Annotated in this window: 17 protein-coding genes; 3 read left to right on the top strand and 14 right to left on the bottom strand. The window is 42.3% G+C overall.

The genetic code is table 11. The features are described from left to right. Nucleotides 1–21 precede the first annotated feature (21 nt). From ACMUMQ_RS08695 to mnmG, 13 genes are all read right to left on the bottom strand, one after another. Nucleotides 22–441 carry a F0F1 ATP synthase subunit epsilon gene (locus tag ACMUMQ_RS08695; protein ID WP_414681594.1) on the bottom strand — a complete coding sequence of 140 codons (420 nt, stop codon included), beginning with the start codon at nucleotides 439–441 and terminating at the stop codon, nucleotides 22–24. 62 nt (nucleotides 442–503) lie between these two features. Then, nucleotides 504–1,880, bottom strand: coding sequence for a F0F1 ATP synthase subunit beta (atpD, locus tag ACMUMQ_RS08690; RefSeq protein ID WP_414681593.1), 1,377 nt, complete (start codon nucleotides 1,878–1,880; stop codon nucleotides 504–506). Nucleotides 1,881–1,909: 29 nt separating this feature from the next. Next, nucleotides 1,910–2,770, bottom strand: a complete 861-nt coding sequence (gene atpG, locus ACMUMQ_RS08685; RefSeq protein ID WP_414681592.1) for a F0F1 ATP synthase subunit gamma — start codon at nucleotides 2,768–2,770, stop codon at nucleotides 1,910–1,912. Between the two features lie 87 nt (nucleotides 2,771–2,857). Then, entirely contained in the window at nucleotides 2,858–4,402 is a 1,545-nt protein-coding gene (gene atpA, locus ACMUMQ_RS08680; protein WP_414681591.1) for a F0F1 ATP synthase subunit alpha, read from the bottom strand. Nucleotides 4,403–4,440: 38 nt separating this feature from the next. Beyond that, on the bottom strand, nucleotides 4,441–4,977 hold the full coding sequence (locus tag ACMUMQ_RS08675; RefSeq protein WP_414681590.1) for a F0F1 ATP synthase subunit delta: 537 nt from the start codon (nucleotides 4,975–4,977) through the stop codon (nucleotides 4,441–4,443). An 11-nt stretch (nucleotides 4,978–4,988) separates the two neighbouring features. Next, nucleotides 4,989–5,459 carry a F0F1 ATP synthase subunit B gene (locus ACMUMQ_RS08670; RefSeq protein ID WP_317005559.1) on the bottom strand — a complete coding sequence of 157 codons (471 nt, stop codon included), beginning with the start codon at nucleotides 5,457–5,459 and terminating at the stop codon, nucleotides 4,989–4,991. Between the two features lie 54 nt (nucleotides 5,460–5,513). Then, the gene (atpE, locus tag ACMUMQ_RS08665) at nucleotides 5,514–5,771 is read right to left on the bottom strand and encodes a F0F1 ATP synthase subunit C (protein WP_036157682.1); all 258 of its coding nucleotides are present in this window, start codon (nucleotides 5,769–5,771) and stop codon (nucleotides 5,514–5,516) included. Nucleotides 5,772–5,834: 63 nt separating this feature from the next. Next, nucleotides 5,835–6,662, bottom strand: coding sequence for a F0F1 ATP synthase subunit A (gene atpB / locus ACMUMQ_RS08660; RefSeq protein ID WP_414681589.1), 828 nt, complete (start codon nucleotides 6,660–6,662; stop codon nucleotides 5,835–5,837). A 54-nt stretch (nucleotides 6,663–6,716) separates the two neighbouring features. Further along, nucleotides 6,717–7,118 (bottom strand): ATP synthase subunit I, encoded by a 402-nt coding sequence (locus tag ACMUMQ_RS08655; RefSeq protein WP_414681588.1) that lies wholly within the window; start codon nucleotides 7,116–7,118, stop codon nucleotides 6,717–6,719. Between the two features lie 163 nt (nucleotides 7,119–7,281). Continuing rightward, complete coding sequence (locus tag ACMUMQ_RS08650) at nucleotides 7,282–8,163, bottom strand: ParB/RepB/Spo0J family partition protein (RefSeq protein ID WP_414681587.1); 882 nt, start codon at nucleotides 8,161–8,163, stop codon at nucleotides 7,282–7,284. Nucleotides 8,164–8,208: 45 nt separating this feature from the next. Next, the gene (locus tag ACMUMQ_RS08645; RefSeq protein WP_414681586.1) at nucleotides 8,209–8,976 is read right to left on the bottom strand and encodes a ParA family protein; all 768 of its coding nucleotides are present in this window, start codon (nucleotides 8,974–8,976) and stop codon (nucleotides 8,209–8,211) included. Nucleotides 8,977–8,979: 3 nt separating this feature from the next. Further along, nucleotides 8,980–9,606, bottom strand: a complete 627-nt coding sequence (rsmG, locus tag ACMUMQ_RS08640) for a 16S rRNA (guanine(527)-N(7))-methyltransferase RsmG (RefSeq protein WP_414681585.1) — start codon at nucleotides 9,604–9,606, stop codon at nucleotides 8,980–8,982. A gap of 39 nt (nucleotides 9,607–9,645) precedes the next feature. Next, entirely contained in the window at nucleotides 9,646–11,535 is a 1,890-nt protein-coding gene (gene mnmG, locus ACMUMQ_RS08635) for a tRNA uridine-5-carboxymethylaminomethyl(34) synthesis enzyme MnmG (protein ID WP_414681584.1), read from the bottom strand. A gap of 790 nt (nucleotides 11,536–12,325) precedes the next feature. On the opposite strand from mnmG, the gene acuR reads away from it, so the two are divergent. The 3 genes from acuR (at nucleotide 12,326) to ACMUMQ_RS08620 (ending at nucleotide 15,259) form a co-directional block, all read left to right on the top strand. Then, the gene (acuR, locus tag ACMUMQ_RS08630; RefSeq protein WP_414681583.1) at nucleotides 12,326–12,994 is read left to right on the top strand and encodes an acrylate utilization transcriptional regulator AcuR; all 669 of its coding nucleotides are present in this window, start codon (nucleotides 12,326–12,328) and stop codon (nucleotides 12,992–12,994) included. 77 nt (nucleotides 12,995–13,071) lie between these two features. Further along, entirely contained in the window at nucleotides 13,072–14,058 is a 987-nt protein-coding gene (acuI, locus tag ACMUMQ_RS08625; protein WP_414681582.1) for an acrylyl-CoA reductase (NADPH), read from the top strand. A gap of 43 nt (nucleotides 14,059–14,101) precedes the next feature. After that, nucleotides 14,102–15,259 (top strand): glycerate kinase family protein, encoded by a 1,158-nt coding sequence (locus tag ACMUMQ_RS08620; RefSeq protein WP_414681581.1) that lies wholly within the window; start codon nucleotides 14,102–14,104, stop codon nucleotides 15,257–15,259. Nucleotides 15,260–15,284: 25 nt separating this feature from the next. Here ACMUMQ_RS08620 and mnmE read toward each other — a convergent pair whose 3' ends face one another. Beyond that, complete coding sequence (mnmE, locus tag ACMUMQ_RS08615) at nucleotides 15,285–16,664, bottom strand: tRNA uridine-5-carboxymethylaminomethyl(34) synthesis GTPase MnmE (RefSeq protein WP_414681580.1); 1,380 nt, start codon at nucleotides 16,662–16,664, stop codon at nucleotides 15,285–15,287. Nucleotides 16,665–16,762: the final 98 nt, after the last annotated feature.

Genomic DNA, 16,762 nt, shown 5'->3' with positions numbered 1-16,762 from the left:
ACTCTTCATTCTAAGTAACCGTTAGTTATGCTCACGGAACTGTTGAATAGTACGCAAGCGGGCCATAGCTTCGGCTAATTCCGCTGTCGCACGCGTGTAGTCGACGTCAGGTTTTTGCTCAGCTAAAAGCTCAAGAGCATGCTTTTTCGCTTGTTGCGCTGCGTCTTCGTCCAGATCTCTTGCACGAATAGCTGTATTAGCTAAAACAGTGATACGGTGAGGTTGAACTTCTAGGAAGCCACCTGACACGAAGATATTCTCTTCATCACCATTTTCTTTAATCACACGAACAGGACCTGGTTGCAGAGTTGTTAACAACTGAGCGTGGCCAGGCATAATACCTAGGTCACCATAGCTGCCTGCAGCCACAAGAGATTGAACTGCACCAGAAAAAATCTCTTGTTCAGCGCTTACGATATCGCAGTGTACTGTGATAGCCATAAGTTGCCTCTCTTAAGTCATACTTAGCAAAGCGTTTTTCAACGCCTTGCTATGCGTGATGGTTAAAGTTTCTTAGCTTTCTCGACAGCTTCGTCGATGCTACCAATCATGTAGAACGCTTGCTCTGGAAGATCGTCATACTCGCCATCCAAGATGCCTTTAAAGCCACGAATGGTTTCTTTTAAAGGAACATATTTACCTGGAGCGCCTGTGAAGACTTCAGCTACGAAGAAAGGTTGAGACAAGAAACGCTGGATTTTACGAGAACGGTTAACCGTTTGCTTATCTTCTTCAGATAACTCGTCCATACCCAAGATTGCGATGATGTCTTTCAATTCTTTGTAACGCTGCAATACCATTTGTACGCCACGTGCTACGTCGTAGTGCTCTTGACCGATAACAAGAGGGTCAAGCTGACGTGAAGTAGAGTCAAGCGGGTCGATCGCTGGGTAGATACCCAAAGATGCGATGTCACGAGACAATACAACGGTTGCGTCCAAGTGGGAGAAAGTCGTTGCTGGAGAAGGGTCAGTCAAGTCATCTGCTGGTACGTATACCGCTTGTACAGATGTGATAGAACCTGTCTTAGTAGAGGTGATACGTTCTTGAAGAACACCCATCTCTTCAGCAAGTGTAGGCTGGTAACCTACCGCAGATGGCATACGACCTAGCAATGCAGATACTTCTGTACCCGCAAGCGTGTAACGGTAGATGTTATCTACGAAGAAAAGTACGTCACGACCTTCGTCACGGAATTTTTCTGCCATAGTCAAACCAGTCAAAGCAACACGTAGACGGTTACCTGGTGGCTCATTCATCTGACCGTATACAAGAGATACTTTGTCGATTACGTTCGAGTCAGTCATCTCATGGTAGAAGTCATTACCTTCACGAGTACGCTCACCAACACCAGCGAATACAGAGTAACCACTGTGTTCGATAGCGATGTTACGGATAAGCTCCATCATGTTTACGGTTTTACCTACACCAGCACCACCAAACAGACCTACTTTACCACCCTTAGCGAAAGGACAAACAAGGTCGATTACCTTAATGCCTGTTTCTAGCAATTCATTACTAGAAGACTGCTCAGAGTAAGAAGGTGCTGAACGGTGAATAGACCAGCTTTCTTCAGCGCCGATTGGGCCTTTTTCATCAATTGGGTTACCTAGAACGTCCATAATACGTCCTAGAGTTTTAGTACCAACTGGTACAGAAACTGGGTTGTTTGTGTTTTCTACAGCCAAACCACGCTTCATACCATCAGTAGAACCCATGGCGATGGTACGAACGATACCGTCACCTAGTTGCTGTTGAACTTCCAACACCAACTCTTTACCCTCGATGGTCAGGGCATCATATACTTTTGGCACATTATCACGTGGGAATTCCACGTCGATAACAGCGCCGATAATTTGTACGATGTGTCCGCTACTCATGTTCGGATCCTCTTAAAAACCTAAATACCTTAAACCGCTGCCGCGCCGCTTACTATCTCAGAAATTTCCTGAGTAATCGCTGCTTGACGAGCCTTGTTGTACACCAACTGCAATTCATCAATGATATCACCAGCGTTGTCCGTTGCGTTCTTCATAGCAAGCATACGAGCTGCTTGTTCACACGCAATGTTCTCAACAACTGCTTGATATACTTGAGATTCAATATAACGAACCAATAACTCGTCTAAAATTTCGACAGGTTCAGGCTCATAAATGTAATCCCAGTGGTGCTTTAATTTTGCATTCTCTTCTGCTTTTAATGGCAAAAGTTGCTCAATCGCTGGTTTCTGAGTCATGGTGTTCACGAACTCATTTGAAACCACAAAAAGACGATCGATACGACCTTCGTCAAACGCATCTAGCATCACCTTTACACTACCGACTAAGTCGTCTGCTTGAGGTGCATCACCTAAACCAGTAAAAGCTGATGTTACATTTCCGCCGTAGTTTTTGAAGAAAGAAACCGCTTTAGAACCGATAGTACAGATGTCGATTTCAACACCATCATCAGCAAACTGCTTCATTTCTTTGATGGCTTTTTTGAACACGTTAACGTTCAAACCACCACATAAACCACGATCAGAAGAGATCACGATATAACCAACACGCTTCGCCTCACGCTCGGTAAGGTAACGGTGTTTATACTCAGGATTCGCGTTGGCCAAATGGCCAACTACTTGGCGAATTCGTTCCGCATACGGACGAGAAGCGGCCATACGATCCTGAGCTTTACGCGTCTTACTTGCGGCTACTTTTTCCATAGCACGAGTAATTTTACGCGTATTGTTAATGCTCGAAATCTGAGTACGTATCTCTTTTCCGACTGCCATAATAGAACTGCCCTTGTGAGAATGTTATTTCACAAACTGCAAGAAAATAATGACAAACTAGGTAACCCTAGTCTGTCATCAAACTCATTACCAAGTTTGCGTCGCTTTGAACTTCTCGATTGCCGCTTTAAATGTCGCTTCAATCTCGCCGTTAAAATTACCAGTTTTGTTAATGTCGGCCATTAGATCAGTGTGTTCACTGTTCATATAGCTCAACAAAGACGTTTCAAAACTGCCAATTTTGCTTGTTTCAACATCTTCAAGGAAGCCATCATTAGCAGCGTAAAGAACTACGCCCATATCAGCTACAGACATAGGAGAGAACTGCTTCTGTTTCATCAGTTCAGTAACCTGTTTACCGTGCTCTAGCTGTTTACGAGTCGCTTCGTCTAGGTCAGATGCGAACTGAGCGAAAGCCGCCAATTCACGATACTGAGCCAATGCAAGACGAATACCACCGCCAAGTTTTTTGACAATCTTAGTTTGTGCTGCACCACCAACACGAGAAACGGAAATACCCGCATTCATCGCTGGACGAATACCAGAGTTAAATGCGCTCGTTTCTAGGAATATCTGACCATCTGTGATGGAGATAACGTTAGTTGGTACGAATGCAGATACATCGCCACCTTGAGTTTCGATGATAGGTAGAGCAGTCAAAGAACCAGTCTTACCTTTCACTTCACCGTTAGTGAATTTTTCTACATAGTCAACGTTTACACGAGACGCACGCTCTAGAAGACGAGAGTGAAGGTAGAAAACGTCACCTGGGTAAGCTTCACGACCTGGTGGACGACGAAGAAGCAAAGAGATCTGACGGTAAGCCCAAGCTTGTTTCGTCAAATCATCATAAATGATCAAAGCGTCTTCACCGCGGTCACGGAAATATTCACCCATAGTACAACCAGTGTATGGCGCTAGGTAAAGCATAGACGCTGGATCAGATGCACCCGCAACAACAACTGTGGTGTATTCCATCGCGCCAGCTTCTTCAAGCTTACGTACTACGTTTGCAATTGTAGATTGCTTCTGGCCAATCGCTACGTATACACACTTAATACCACTGCTTTTTTGAGCAATGATAGTGTCTATCGCCAACGCCGTTTTACCAATCTGACGGTCACCGATGATCAACTCACGCTGACCACGACCGATTGGAACCATGGAGTCGATTGCTTTATAACCAGTTTGAATCGGCTGATCAACTGACTGACGTTCGATAACGCCTGGAGCCACTTTCTCAACTTTATCAGTTAGTTTTGCGTTGATGTCGCCTTTGCCGTCAACTGGGTTACCCAATGCGTCAACAACACGACCAAGCAATTCAGGACCGATTGGAACTTCCAAAATACGGCCTGTACATTTTACTTTTTGACCTTCTACAAGGTCTTGGTAGTTACCTAATACAACCGCACCAACAGAGTCACGCTCTAGGTTAAGGGCCATACCGTAAACACCACCAGGGAATTCAATCATTTCCCCGTACATAACATCTGCCAAGCCATGGATCAGAACGATACCGTCTGCCACGCTGACAATTGTGCCCTCATTCTGGGCATCAGAAGTAACATCGAGGTTGTCGATGCGCTTCTTAATAATCTCGCTGATCTCAGATGGATTCAGTTGCTGCATGCTAAATTCCTCAACCCTGGTTTCGATTTAACGAAACGCTAGGAGTTTATCGCCTCGGACAGTTTCGCTAATTTACCGCGTACCGAACCGTCGATGATTAAGTCACCTGTACGTATAACCACGCCACCAATCAGGCTCGCGTCAGTTTCATTGGTCAAGTTAACCTTGCGGTCCAACTTTTTACTCAATGAATCGGCTAATGCTTGTGCTTGCTCAGCTGATAATTCGAATGCAGACGTAAAGTTTACATTTACGGCTTTTTCAAAGTTCAGTTTAAACTGTAAAAACAAATCAGAGATTGCTGGAATAAGTGATAAACGCTTATTTTCAGCAAGGGTCAGCAAAAAAGCTTTCCCTTGTTCTGTTGTTGTTTCTGCACAGACATCAGCCAGAGCGTTTGCCTTCTCTTCCGCACTAAAAGCTGGGTTCTCAAGCGCTTTCTTAAGTTTAGGTTCTAAAGTAACAGCGGCTAATGTGCTTAACATCTCAGCCCATTCTGCTATTTGACCTTTATCTCGAGCAACTTCGAAAACCGCTTTCGCATACGGTCGCGCGACTGTTTTTAATTCAGCCATTAGACCCTCGCTTAAAGCTCTTTGGCGAGCTGTTCAACGATCTCGCTATGTGCTTTCTCGTCAATGGTGGTTCCCAAGATTTTCTCGGCGCCAGCAAATGCAAGAACGGAAACTTGAGCACGCAATGCTTCTTTAGCACGCAATACATCTTGTTCAATTTCTGCTTGAGCTGCTTGACGCAAGCGTTTGCCATCAGCAATCACTTGTTCTTTCGCCTCTTCAATCATTTGGTTCGCACGTTTATTGGCTTGTTCAATTATATCGGCCGCATTATCTTTGCTTTCACGTAGTAATTGATTGGCTTGTTCTTGTGCCAATTCAAGATCACGTGAAGCACGATTTGCTGCTTCTAAACCGTCTGCGATTTTTTTGCTACGCTCTTCGAGCGCAGCAATCACTGGTGGCCACACGAATTTCATGCAGAACCAGACAAAGATCGCAAACGAAATAGCTTGGCCTATAAGTGTGAGATTCAAATTCACGCTAATATCCTCGCTCTAAGTCGTTTAAAAAAGCTTTCAATTTCAATAGAAATCTTAGCCTGCAACCTGAGCAATAAAAGGATTCGCGAATGTAAAGAACAAAGCGATACCTACACCGATCATAGAAACAGCGTCCAAAAGACCCGCTACGATAAACATTTTAGTTTGCAGCATAGGTGCAAGCTCTGGTTGGCGAGCACTTGCTTCTAGAAATTTACCACCTAAGATGGCAAAACCAATGGCTGTACCTAATGCAGCAAAGCCAATTAGCATTGCTACTGCGATAGCCGTCATACTTACTACTAGTTCCATTTTAACTCCTAACTTTAAGTTTTAATTTACAAGGTTTAAAAAAACAAGGGTATTACAAAATCATTAGTGTTCTTCGTGCGCCATACTTAGGTAAACAATGGTCAGCATCATAAAGATAAATGCTTGCAGTGTAATAACTAAGATATGGAATATTGCCCATGGTACCGACAAAACCCATTGTGCGAACCAAGGTAAAACAGCAATTAGTATAAAGATCAATTCACCTGCATAAAGGTTACCAAATAGACGCAATGCTAATGAAACCGGTTTAGCAAGCAAACCTACCATTTCCAACACAAAGTTGAATGGGATCATAATAGGTGTATTAAAAGGCTGTAGCGTTAACTCTTTAACAAATCCACCGAAACCTTTCATGCTGATGCTGTAGAAAATAATCAAGAAAAACACAGACAAAGACATGCCTAATGTAGCATTAATGTCTGTTGTCGGAACTATTTTGAAATAATCCAAGCCGAATACGTCATGCGCGATACGAGGCACGAAGTCTACAGGGATTAAGTCCATCAAGTTCATCAAAAAGATCCAGACAAAAATCGTCAGCGCCAATGGTGCTATGACTTTACTTTTGCCATGAAAACTCTCTTTAACTGAGTTATCAACAAATTCAACCATAAGCTCTACAAAGTTTTGTAAGCCTGATGGTGTTTCAGTTGAAGCCTTTTTAGCCGCCATACGGAATAGCCAAAGGAACAATATACCTAGACCAATAGAAAAACCCATAGTGTCTAAATGAATTGCCCAAAAGCCCATTTCAGCTGCTTCTTGAGATGTTTCCGCAATACCCCAGCTACCGTCAGGATGCTGACCAAAGGTCAAATTCTGAAGGTGATGTTTTATGTATTCGGAAGCATTTGGATTTTCACTTGCCATATTTACATCCACGCTCTCTTAATGATTAAACCTGTATTCCCTCATTGCTAACAATTATTTTAGCAAGATGGGACTGAGCCAATGACTCAAAACTGCAAAACCAAAGCCTGCGAAAAAAGCTCCAACAGACAAAGGCTTTATCAAGAGAAAAACCAGCGACAATAAAACCGCTGTCATTACCAACTTACCGGCTTCCCCTCGATAGAATGATCTAACGACACTTTTTGCTGAACGAACGCCTTTATACCCAAAAACACGCCATGCCATATAAAGGCTAGGTAAAACGCTACACAAACTTCCGAGTAAAAAAGAGTAGCCTTTCAGACCGTCCGTTATGTAAAAAATTCCCAAAGATATAAAAATAGTGAGTAAAAATTGCAATAACACAAAGCGGAATATAGCTCGCTTTCTTGCGCTTAAAATTGCGCTTGCACTGAGCGGCTTATTTGCTTCCATTATCTGACTCTCTATCTCGCACCGTAAAAGTGCAATCAATGTGATAATTTATAAAATTCGAGGCATTATATGGGTAATAGCTGTCGTGTTCAACTTAAAGTGAGTGGCAAAATGACTTTCTAGCAATCTCTTAAAGATACAAAAAATAACTTGTGAAAATGATTTATTTTCCTTCTAAAAGCTCGCTAATCAAGAGTTCTAGATGTTCTGGGTTTCGATACTCAATCACCAGCTTACCTTTTCCTTTGGCTGAAGGTTGGATCTTTACCGCAGCATTGATCTTCTGACTGATCTTTTCAGCCTCTGCACTTAAATCAGGCAGAGAAGGTTTATTATTCTCAACTTTATCAGTGACTTGAAAGTTCTTAACAAGCCTTTCGGTTTCACGAACAGATAAGGATTTCGTCACCACTTGAGAAGCGGCTTGGATTTGTTTGTCATGCTCCAAAGGCAAAAGTGCTCTGGCGTGCCCCATTTCAATATCACCATGCTCTAACAAACGTCGAACTTCTGGGGTTAAACCTAATAAACGCAACAAATTCGCTACTGTAGAGCGGGATTTACCCACTGTATCAGCGACTTCTTGCTGAGTTAAATTAAAGTCTTCAATCAATCTTTGTAGCGCTAATGCTTCTTCAACAGGGTTTAGATCTTCCCTTTGAATGTTTTCGATTAGCGCCAATACCACGGCGTCTGCGTCTTCAACATGACGAATAATAACGGGAACTTGTGTTAAATCGGCTAATTTTGCCGCGCGCCAACGTCGTTCACCAGCAATAATTTCATACTGATTATGACCATTTGGGCGCACCACAATAGGCTGCATAATGCCTTGAGTTCGAATAGAAGATGCTAAATCTTCTAATTGTGCGGAATTCATATCACGACGAGGTTGAAACTTACCTTTTGACAACCAATCAACAGGCAAATAGGTTAAGCCTTTAATTTGATCGTCAGAACCATTCTCCACTTCTTTTGTAGCAGTGGCTTGTGGTGCTAATAAGGCATCTAAACCGCGGCCTAGACCTCTTTTTTTCATCGTCATTTCATTAACCTTAATTGATATGAAAATATGCCTTTAAGGCAATCATCAAACTACACACTTTCTGATAAATTCACCGGCTAATGCTAAGTAAGCAATTGCACCACGAGATTGTTTTTCGTAATGCAAAACAGGTAAACCGTAACTTGGGGACTCAGCTAAGCGAATGTTTCTTGGTATGACTGTGTCATATACTTTGTCGCCAAAATATTTATGAAGCTGACTAGAAACATCGTGAGTCAGACTAGGGCGAGGATCATACATGGTTCGTAAAATACCTTCGACCTCTAATGATGGATTTAATGCTTGAGTAATGCGTTCAATGGTTTGTAATAGCGCGGTTAAACCTTCCAAAGCGTAATATTCACACTGAACAGGGATCAATACCCCTTGAGATGCCGCTAAGGCATTAACCGTCAACATATTCAAAGATGGCGGGCAATCGAGCAGAATGTAGTCAAAGTCATTATCAACTTCATAAAGCCCTGCTCTCAAGCGCGTTTCCTTACTTGGTAGATCTAATAAAGCCACTTCTGCGCCAGTTAAATCACCATTTGCAGGCAGTACCCAATATTCACCTGGAGTACTTTTTTTCATCACTTCTTTTACGCCGTGCGTACCAACTAAGACATCAAATACACTTGTCTCTAACTCTTCTTTTGTTAGTCCACTTCCGGTCGTAGCGTTACCTTGAGGATCGAGATCAATAAGCAAAACTCGACGCTTCATTGCGGCAAGAGAAGCCGCCAAATTAACACAGGTAGTGGTTTTTCCCACACCACCTTTTTGATTGGTAACTGCGATGATCTTAGCCATTCTTTATCCTTTACGTGTCATCACTACCATATGACGCTCCGCTTGAATATTTGGCACATTGAGAGGTTCTGTCAAAATAACATCAACCTCTTTTGGTAATGCCGCGATTTCATCACTAGGATAAACCCCTTTCATGGCTAAAAAATTACCAGTTTCTTTAGGCAGGGGTAAAGTCCAGTTAATCATATCTTGTAACGAAGCAAAGGCTCGCGAAATGACGTGATCATACTCGCCTTGATGAGCATGTTTTTCAACTCTTTCATTCGCTACTGTGACGTTATTGATGCCCAACTCCATTTTCACTTGAGTTAAGAAACGCGTCTTTTTTCCGTTACTGTCTAACAAGGTAAATTGTTTGTCGGGATAACATATTGCAAGGACCATACCGGGTAAACCAGGTCCAGTGCCAACATCGATGATTTTTTCACCTGTTATGTAGGGTAAAGTCGCCAAACTATCCAGTAGATGCAATGTGATCATTTGCTCGACATCACGAATCGCGGTTAGATTGTAAGCCTTATTCCACTTTTCAAGCATGGCCAAATAATGAACAAGTGTCTGAATTGTTTCATCAGATAAAGAAGCGCCCATTTCTAGGGCGCCTTTTTTGATGGTGTCAAAATGTGTCACTGTCGATCCATTTCTATAAATTATTAACGGACGATGATTCTAGGCAGTTTTTTGTGCAATGGCACGTTTTTTCAAATGAATCAAAAGTAAAGAAACCGCAGCTGGGGTGACACCCTGAATACGAGATGCCGCTGCTAGCGTTTCAGGTCGAATTTGGTTCAGCTTCTGCTTCACTTCATTCGATAAGCCTTCCATGCTGCTGTAATCCAAATCAGCAGGCAAAGGTGTGCTTTCTTGTCGACGTAAACGCTCAATATCTTCTGCTTGGCGGGCAATATAACCTGCGTATTTCACGGCAATTTGAACTTGTTCAGAAACTTGCTCATCAACGGCTTCTTCAGGTGCATTTTTCAAATTAGCCACATCGGAATAAACAATGTTTGGACGCTTAAGCAAATCCAACAAGCTGTATTCGTGAGTAATAGGCGTTTCAAGTTTTGGATTGATAATCTCTGCTTCTGGTGATTTAGGCACAATCCAGCTAGATTTAAGACGCTGAGTTTCAACTTCTATTGCTTCACGTTTTTTGCAAAACGCAGCCCAACGCTCATCAGAAACCAAGCCAAGCTCACGTCCCTTTTCAGTTAAACGCATGTCGGCATTGTCTTCTCGAAGAATCAAACGATATTCCGCACGGCTGGTAAACATACGGTAAGGTTCTTTCGTTCCCATCGTAATTAGATCATCCACCAGCACGCCAAGATACGCTTCATCACGTCTAGGTGTCCAAGCGTCTTTATCTTGAGCCAGTAATGCAGCGTTCATTCCAGCTAATAAGCCTTGAGCGCCTGCTTCTTCATAACCTGTTGTGCCGTTAATTTGTCCCGCAAAGAACAAACCAGGCATGTGTTTGGTTTCTAAAGAATATTTGAGATCTTGAGGGTTGAAATAATCGTACTCAATAGCGTATCCAGGACGGATAATATGAGCATTTTCCATCCCTTTCATTGAGCGAACAAGTTCAATTTGAACGTCAAACGGCAAAGATGTCGAGATACCATTTGGGTAAAGTTCGTGTGTGGTTAACCCTTCCGGTTCAATGAAGATTTGATGTGAGTTTTTGTCGGCAAAGCGAACAATTTTATCTTCAATTGAAGGACAGTAACGAGGGCCAACACCTTCAATCACACCTGTATACATAGGAGATCGATCCATACCAGAACGAATAATGTCATGAGTACGTTCATTGGTATGAGTGATAAAACATTCGATTTGGCGCGGGTGCATTGCACGGTTGCCCATGTAAGACATTACTGGCGTTATATCATCACCTGGTTGTGCCTGCATTTGAGAAAAATCAACAGAACGAGCATCAATTCGAGGTGGTGTACCTGTTTTTAAACGATCAACTCGAAATGGTAAAGCGCGTAGTTTTTCTGCTAAACCAATAGATGGAGGATCACCAGCTCGGCCACCAGAATGATTTTCTAAACCTATGTGAATAATGCCGCCCAAAAATGTGCCAGCTGTTAATACAACTGTTTTACTGTTAAAGCGTATTCCAGTTTGAGTAATAACACCACGAGCAGCGCCGTCTTCAACAATCAGATCTTCAGCAGATTGTTGGAAAAGCCATAAATTTTCTTGGTTCTCTAATTTATGACGAATCGCGGCTTTATATAAAATACGGTCAGCTTGAGCACGAGTTGCTCGAACGGCAGGGCCTTTTCGGGAGTTTAAGGTTCTAAATTGAATACCAGCTTGATCTGTTGCTAAAGCCATAGCGCCATCTAATGCATCTATTTCTTTTACAAGATGTGATTTCCCTATACCACCAATTGCAGGGTTACAGGACATTTGTCCTAACGTTTCAATGTTGTGGGAAAGTAATAATGTTTTGACACCCATGCGAGCAGCAGCTAAAGCCGCTTCTGTACCAGCATGTCCGCCACCAACCACAATTACATCAAAACGACTTGGGAAATCCACAGGAACCTCGGTATTACTATATAAACAGGAAATGAATAAAAAACGATCAACGCTTGATTAGGCCGCTTAGTATATAGGCAAATTTTTAAAAAGAAAGCGATCGAATCTCTAAACTCCGGTCATCAATATTAATATATATAAGTAAGTATATAAGATCTTTTATGTCTGTTATGTTTATATAGCAAGACAAAATCTGTATATAACTCTTATTTTCTCTTATATATCATCACTCTATGTGAATAACATCTTGTTAATCACACCCTTCTCTTCCTGTGCTGTGGATAACCTATTCCTGTGCATAAAAGTGCTACTTATACACTGTGTGAATTTTCTTTCTAAGTTGTTAAAAACTGTGCAAAACTTCTTATCAACCTATTACCGTACTTATCAACAGATAGAGAAAAACAAATTGAAAATTTTAACTATCTGTTTTTTATATGTTTTATGTCTATTTTGTGAGGTTTAACTGGGGTTTCTTCAAAAAAATAATCCACAAGCAAAAAAATAAAAAAGTTTGCTCTTGGAACAAAGTAAGTAACTTTATGAAAGTGGATAATGTTAAGAAGCGCTGATTTATATGGCTTTTTCGCCATGTGTGTAAAAAGAGAGATTATTTCCACTGTCTTCTTTTATTGTGAGTAACTTTGAGCGTAATGGGCGAATGCTAAAAAATAGATTGGGCACACATGGTGTAGTCAGCATTTTTCAATAAAGCGAGATCCAAATTTGATTTTATTAGACGACTGGTCTAAATTCTTTAGATCTAACTTTTTCCCGATAGGTTATTTCATTGTCCAATTTAGTTGACGAGACACAGACCATGAGTGGTTTGCCAAGTAAACCGCGCCGTGGTCGTCCAAAAAAGCAATCAAGCGATACATTTGATACTCGCGAGTCTTTACTGCGAGCTGGTATGCAAATTTTGACTGAAACAGGTTTTATGAACAGTGGGATTGATCCCATTCTAAAATCAGTTGGTGTTCCAAAAGGTTCTTTTTACCACTACTTTTCCAGTAAAGAAGCTTTCGGTATTGCTGTGCTTGAACGATACAGCCGCTATTTTGAAAACAAGTTAGATAAATTTTTACTGGATGATGCTTTTACGCCTTTGGAGCGGCTACGAAATTTTGCTCAAGACGCTGAAAATGGGATTATTCGTCATGATTTTAAGCGAGGGTGCTTAGTCGGAAATTTAGAGCAAGAATCCATTTTATTGTCGGACATTTTTCGTCAGCGCTTACAAGAAACCTATTTAAGTTGGCAAAATCGCGTTGCAGACTGCTTGGCAGAAGGTCAAAAGCAAAAAGAAGTGACGAGTGAGCAGACTACAGAAGATATGTCACAAATTTTCTGGATTGGTTGGGAAGGTGCCGTTCATCGTGCTCGATTGGTGAAAAGTACTCAGCCGTTATCCGCTTTCTTAGATTTTTTCATATATACAATACAGCAAGACAAGTAACACTTTTTAGAAGCTAAGTTCTCACTTAGTTTTTTTAGCTAATTAAATAGACGATCGGTCTAAAATTGGAGGTTTTTATGTTTAAAGGTTTATTAATAACTCAAAAAGACAAACAACAATCAGCTCAAGTTGTTGATATAAATGAAGATCAACTACCTGAAGGGGATGTATTAGTCGATGTTCATTACAGCACATTAAATTATAAAGATGGTTTGGCAATCACAGGTAAAGCACCTGTTGTACGCTCTTTTCCTATGGTTCCTGGTATTGATTTGGTTGGTCAGGTTAACCACTGTGATTCTACTGCCTTTGAGCAAGGCGATTGGGTTTTGTTAAATGGTTTTGGTGTCGGTGAAGCTCATTGGGGTGGATTGGCTGAAAAAGCCAAACTCAAAAGCGATTGGTTGATTCCTTTACCTAAAGGTATAGATCCAAAGCAAGCTATGACGATAGGTACAGCAGGTTATACTGCTATGCTTTCTGTCTTAGCGCTTGAAAAACAAGGTGTTACACCTGATTCAGGTGAAATATTAGTCACGGGAGCTAATGGCGGAGTGGGAAGTTTTGCGATTCGCTTATTACATAGGCTAGGTTATCGCGTTGTCGCTTCTACTGGGCGAATGGAACAAACGGATTATTTGACGTCTTTAGGAGCCAGCGAAATCATCGATAGAGCGACGTTATCTGAACCGGGTAAACCGCTGCAAAAAGAGCGTTGGGCTGGGGTTATTGATTGTGTTGGTAGTCATACTCTTGCTAATGCTTGTGCGAGCACCAAATATGGTGGTGTTGTTACCTCTTGCGGACTGGCACAAGGAATGGATTTCCCTGCTTCTGTTGCGCCTTTTATTCTTCGAGGCGTGCGTTTAATTGGTATCGACAGTGTTATGCGTCCAAAAGCTGACCGTATTGAAGCATGGCAAAGATTAAGCGAATTACTGACAGCACAGGATTATGATGCCATCAGTACAGAGATCGAATTGGACGATGTTGTAGAAACGGCCTATAAATTGCTTGATGGTAAAGTACGTGGCCGAGTTTTAGTAAAGGTTAAAAATCAATAAACCGCTTGGCCTCTTCTCTTTAATTGCCGAGAAAAGGACGAATATGAAAATTATTATTGCGCCAGACTCTTTTAAAGAAAGCCTAACCGCTTTAGAAGTTGCTAAGGCTATTGAAATCGGCTTTCGCTATATTTTCCCGGATGGAGAATACATTAAAGTCCCCATGGCTGACGGTGGTGAAGGAACCGTTCAATCTATGGTTGATGCTACTCAAGGTCATTTTGTTGACCTTGAAGTGACTGGACCATTGGGTAATAAAGTCATGGCGCAATACGGTATTTTAGGGGTCAAAGAAGGAGAATTGGCAACCACAGCCGTGATTGAAATGGCTTCGGCTTCTGGTTTGCACTTGGTACCAAGAGAGCAAAGAAATCCTCTTTACACCACCAGCTTTGGCACAGGTGAACTGATCAAAGACGCGTTAGACCGAGGGATTAAACACATTGTTCTCGGGCTCGGTGGTAGTGCAACGAATGATGCTGGTGCAGGATTAGCACAAGCACTCGGTGTCCAGTTTAAAGATGATAAAGGGCAAGAACTTGCTTTTGGTGGTGAAGCGCTTGCCCAACTCAAGACCATTGATATGTCCCAAATTCATCCTTTACTTTCCCAATGTCAGATAGATGTTGCTTGTGATGTAGATAACCCTTTATGTGGCGAGCGTGGCGCGTCGGCTATTTTTGGCCCTCAAAAAGGTGCTACGCCAGAAATAGTCGCTTTGTTAGATAATACTTTGGGATATGTTGCTGATGTTATCGCGGAGTCCGGCTTTGAGGATCATCGTTTAGAGCCTGGTGCTGGTGCAGCAGGCGGCATGGGATTAGGTGTAAAAACCTTCTTAAATGCCACCTTAAAACCTGGCATCGAAATCGTCATGGAAACCGTTGGATTCGCGGATACATTAGAAGGCGCAGATTTAGTAATTACAGGTGAAGGACGAATCGATGGTCAAACAGTTTTTGGTAAAACCCCAATGGGTGTTTTAAAACAAGCCAACCTGAAAAACGTCGCGACTATTGGGATTGCAGGTAGTTTAGGTAAAGACGCTGATGCTATTTTGAGTCATGGAATGAAGGCAATATTTCCGATTATTCCCGCTCTAGACAGTCTAGATAATGTGTTGGCTCAAGCTGAAGTAAACTTGATTAACTCATCACGAAATATTGCATCCATGCTAAAACTAGGACAAAACCTCAGTTAATGCTCATTAACTGAGGTTTTCTAAATTACTTCCCGATACAGAATGAACCAAAGATGCGGCCAAGCAAGTCGTCACTGGTGAATGCACCGGTGATTTCGCTTAATGCTTGTTGCGCTTCTTTTAGGTCTTCAGCCAGTAATTCCCCTGCTCCGTAGCCATGTAATTGCTCATCACCAGCATCAAGGAATCGCTTCGCTTTGTTAAGTGCTTCTATGTGTCGACGACGAGCAATAAAACCACCTTCTGTGGTGCTGTCGAAGCCCATAACGGCTTTTAAATGTTCCGTCAGGTCAGAAACACCCTCACCTGTTTTTGCTGACAGAGAGACCACAGAGACGCCTTGAACAGTTTCTATACCAGTGCTTTCTTTGGTCAAATCCACTTTATTGCGTACCAGTGTTAAATGACTGGTATCACCCAGTTTTTCCATAAACTCAGGCCAGATTTCACTTGGGTCTTTTGAATCAATTGATTGGCTGTCGACCATCATTAAAATACGATCGGCTTTATTGATTTCGTCCCATGCGCGCTGAATACCAATACGCTCTACTTCGTCTGGACTATCTCGTAAACCTGCAGTATCTATGATGTGCAAAGGCATGCCATCAAGGTGAATATGCTCCCGTAAAACATCGCGGGTTGTCCCTTCAATATTAGTCACAATGGCGGATTCTTTACCCGATAAAGCATTCAATAAACTGGATTTACCAGCATTTGGGCGACCAGCGATAACGACGTTCATACCTTCACGGATCAAAGCGCCTTGATTGGCTTCTTTCAGGACGGTTTGCAACTTGGCTTGAATACCAGAAAGTTCGCTGGCAACTTTACCATCGCCAATAAAGTCGATTTCCTCTTCAGGAAAATCAATTGCCGCTTCTACGTAAATTCGTAGATGGATCAAGGCTTCAACCAATTCTTCGACACGCTTAGAAAAGGCACCTTGTAAAGAGCGTAAGGCACATTTTGCGGCTTGCTCTGAAGTACTGTCGATTAAATCTGCAATGGCTTCAGCTTGGGTTAAGTCCATTTTGTCGTTCATGAAAGCTCGTTCAGAGAATTCACCTGGACGCGCCAAACGGGCACCAAGCGCCACACAATGGCTTAACAGCATGTCCATAATAACGGGTCCGCCATGACCTTGAAGTTCAAAAACGTCTTCACCCGTAAAGGAGTTTGGCCCTGGGAAGTACAAAGCCAATCCCATATCAAGCTGCTCGCTATTTGCGTCTTTAAACGGCACATAATGGGCGTAGCGAGGTGTAGGCTCAAAGCCAACAATTTGTTTTGCGATTGCTAGGCTTTTCGGGCCTGATAAACGAATTATCCCTACGCCACCTCGGCCAGGAGCAGTGGCTTGCGCGGCAATAGTGTCTTGGTCTGTGGCGTATTGGAAATCAGTCATAATTAAACTCTGTGCGGTAAAACAGGAATATTAGCCATTGTCCGTTAGCAAGGAAGTGATGGCAATCTAAACGTAAAAAAGGCCTCCCAAGGGAAGCC

Origin of the sequence: Marinomonas algae, from assembly GCF_047525555.1 — a bacterium.
Classification (GTDB): domain Bacteria; phylum Pseudomonadota; class Gammaproteobacteria; order Pseudomonadales; family Marinomonadaceae; genus Marinomonas.
The sequence above is the reverse complement of the archived record's forward strand: the minus strand, read 5'-3'. Positions and strand labels throughout refer to the sequence as shown.

Coding starts and splice junctions, on each gene's coding strand:
- ACMUMQ_RS08695 (WP_414681594.1), bottom strand. CDS start 441: ATGGCTATCACAGTACACTGCGATATCGTAAGCGCTGAACAAGAGATT.
- atpD (WP_414681593.1), bottom strand. CDS start 1,880: ATGAGTAGCGGACACATCGTACAAATTATCGGCGCTGTTATCGACGTG.
- atpG (WP_414681592.1), bottom strand. CDS start 2,770: ATGGCAGTCGGAAAAGAGATACGTACTCAGATTTCGAGCATTAACAAT.
- atpA (WP_414681591.1), bottom strand. CDS start 4,402: ATGCAGCAACTGAATCCATCTGAGATCAGCGAGATTATTAAGAAGCGC.
- ACMUMQ_RS08675 (WP_414681590.1), bottom strand. CDS start 4,977: ATGGCTGAATTAAAAACAGTCGCGCGACCGTATGCGAAAGCGGTTTTC.
- atpE (WP_036157682.1), bottom strand. CDS start 5,771: ATGGAACTAGTAGTAAGTATGACGGCTATCGCAGTAGCAATGCTAATT.
- atpB (WP_414681589.1), bottom strand. CDS start 6,662: ATGGCAAGTGAAAATCCAAATGCTTCCGAATACATAAAACATCACCTT.
- ACMUMQ_RS08655 (WP_414681588.1), bottom strand. CDS start 7,118: ATGGAAGCAAATAAGCCGCTCAGTGCAAGCGCAATTTTAAGCGCAAGA.
- ACMUMQ_RS08650 (WP_414681587.1), bottom strand. CDS start 8,163: ATGACGATGAAAAAAAGAGGTCTAGGCCGCGGTTTAGATGCCTTATTA.
- ACMUMQ_RS08645 (WP_414681586.1), bottom strand. CDS start 8,976: ATGGCTAAGATCATCGCAGTTACCAATCAAAAAGGTGGTGTGGGAAAA.
- acuI (WP_414681582.1), top strand. CDS start 13,072: ATGTTTAAAGGTTTATTAATAACTCAAAAAGACAAACAACAATCAGCT.
- ACMUMQ_RS08620 (WP_414681581.1), top strand. CDS start 14,102: ATGAAAATTATTATTGCGCCAGACTCTTTTAAAGAAAGCCTAACCGCT.
- mnmE (WP_414681580.1), bottom strand. CDS start 16,664: ATGACTGATTTCCAATACGCCACAGACCAAGACACTATTGCCGCGCAA.